This window comes from Asanoa sp. NPDC050611 (assembly GCF_040654855.1).
In the GTDB taxonomy this organism is placed as follows: domain Bacteria; phylum Actinomycetota; class Actinomycetes; order Mycobacteriales; family Micromonosporaceae; genus Asanoa.
Map to the genome: position 1 here is coordinate 1 of NZ_JBFAIU010000650.1, position 1,846 is coordinate 1,846.

2 protein-coding genes are annotated in these 1,846 nt (G+C 71.7%); one reads left to right on the plus strand and one right to left on the minus strand.

Translation table 11 applies throughout. The features are described from left to right. The first annotated feature begins 373 nt into the window (after positions 1-373). Positions 374-706 carry a 2'-5' RNA ligase family protein gene (locus tag AB0H87_RS41470; protein ID WP_360159257.1) on the plus strand — a complete coding sequence of 111 codons (333 nt, stop codon included), beginning with the start codon at positions 374-376 and terminating at the stop codon, positions 704-706. Positions 707-719: 13 nt separating this feature from the next. Here AB0H87_RS41470 and AB0H87_RS41475 read toward each other — a convergent pair whose 3' ends face one another. After that, positions 720-1,706: an aldo/keto reductase gene (locus AB0H87_RS41475; RefSeq protein ID WP_360159260.1), complete on the minus strand. Its 987-nt coding sequence runs from the start codon at positions 1,704-1,706 to the stop codon at positions 720-722. Between the last annotated feature and the right edge of the window lie 140 nt (positions 1,707-1,846).

Sequence of the window (1,846 nt, forward strand, 5' to 3'; positions counted from 1 at the left end):
CGCCGTTGAGCAGGCGGGGGGGCAGGGGGTGGACCGCAATTCCCCGCTCGCGGCCCGGGCCGCCCGCCGAGCCGCCCGCGTCCGCGCGGGAGAGGACGACGGCGACCGAGCCGTCCGCGGCCGCGGTGAGCCGCGACGGCGGGCGTCCCTTGAGCCCCGCCAGGTGCCGGACCGGCCGATCGCGCCTGGTGAGGTAGGCGAAGTACGGACTGCGTCTGGCGGGGGAGGCGGCGGGTCGATCGCATCCGGTCTGGCTGGTGCCCGCACCGCGGGTCGCGGGGTGGCGGGCGGTGATCGGGGAGGCCAGGACGTGGTGTCCGCGGATCCACGCAGGGCCGCCACCGGGGACCCGGCGCGGCCGAAGGTGCCGGAGTTGGCGCTCGCCGGCGGTGGGCGATTCGGGCGCGGTGCGTTCACGTTGATGTGGGTCGGCGTGACCGGCGACCTTGATCCCATGCGGACCTTGCACAAGGCGTTGCGGCGCGAGTTGAAGCATGCGGGCTTCCCCTACGACGAGCGTCCGTGGAAGCCCCACCTCACCATCGCGCGGCCCGGAAACCGCATCCCCCGCGCCGACCTGGATGCGGACCGGGCCGAGCTCAACGAATACACCGGCCCGACGTGGCCGGTGCGCGAGCTCTTCCTGGTCCGCAGCCACCTCGGTCCGAACCCGAGCTACGAACGGCTCACCAACTGGCTTCTCTGAGTCCGCGGACGAGCTACCAGGCCCAGGCCTCGGGAGCCGGGCCGCCCTTGCCTTGCGGCGGGAACAGTTCGTCCAGTTTGGCCAGCGTCGCCTTGTCCAGGTCGATGTCCACCGCGGTCACCGCGCCGTCGAGTTGGGTCAGGGTGCGTGGGCCGATGATCGGGGCCGTCACGCCCGGGCGGGAGAGGAGCCAAGCCAGCGCTACGTTGCTCGGCTCGTGGCCCAGGTCCGCGCAGAGTTTCTCGTACGCCTCGATCGAGTCCCGGTGTTTCGCCAGGTCCTCGGCCGCGCGGCCTTCCTTCGCCCGGCTCGCCTCGCCCGCGGCAAGGCGGCGCAGCACCCCGCTCAGCAGGCCGCCGTGCAGTGGCGACCACGGGATGATGCCCAGGCCGTAATGCTCCGCCGCCGGGATCAGCTCCAGCTCCGGGCCCCGGGCGACCAGGTTGTAGAGGCACTGCTCGGACACCAGGCCGAGGAAACCCCGGCGGGCCGCTGACTCCTGGGCCGCGGCCACGTGCCAGCCCGCGAAGTTCGACGAGCCCACGTAGACGACCTTGCCCTGGGCGACCAGCAGCTCCATCGCCTGCCAGATCTCGTCCCACGGGGTCGTCCGGGAGATGTGGTGCATCTGGTACAGGTCGATCGTCTCCGTGCCGAGCCGGCGCAGGGAGTCCTCGCACGCCCGGATGATGTGCCGGGCCGACAGGCCGCTGCTGTTCGGCCACTCGCCCATCCGTCCGTAGACCTTGGTGGCCAGCACGACCTTGTCCCGGCGGCCGCCGCCCTGGGCGAACCAGCGGCCGATGATCTGCTCGGTGACGCCTTCGCCCAGCTTCCAGCCGTACACGTTGGCCGTGTCGAAGAAGTTGACGCCGTGCTCGAGTGCGCGGTCCATGATGGCGAAGCTGTCGGCCTCGGTGGTCTTCGGTCCGAAGTTCATCGTGCCGAGACACACGCGGGAAACCGTCAGGCCCGTGCGGCCCAGGTTCGTGAAGTCCATTCCCACACCCTGCCACCGGCGGGCGTGGCGCGAAACTCAGGAAGACTCGCGCTGCGGCGCGCTGCCGAAGAGCACGTCGTCCCAACTGGGCAGTCGCTTGCGCGGCTTGCCGGACGGGTCGGTCTGCTCCGGACCGTTGC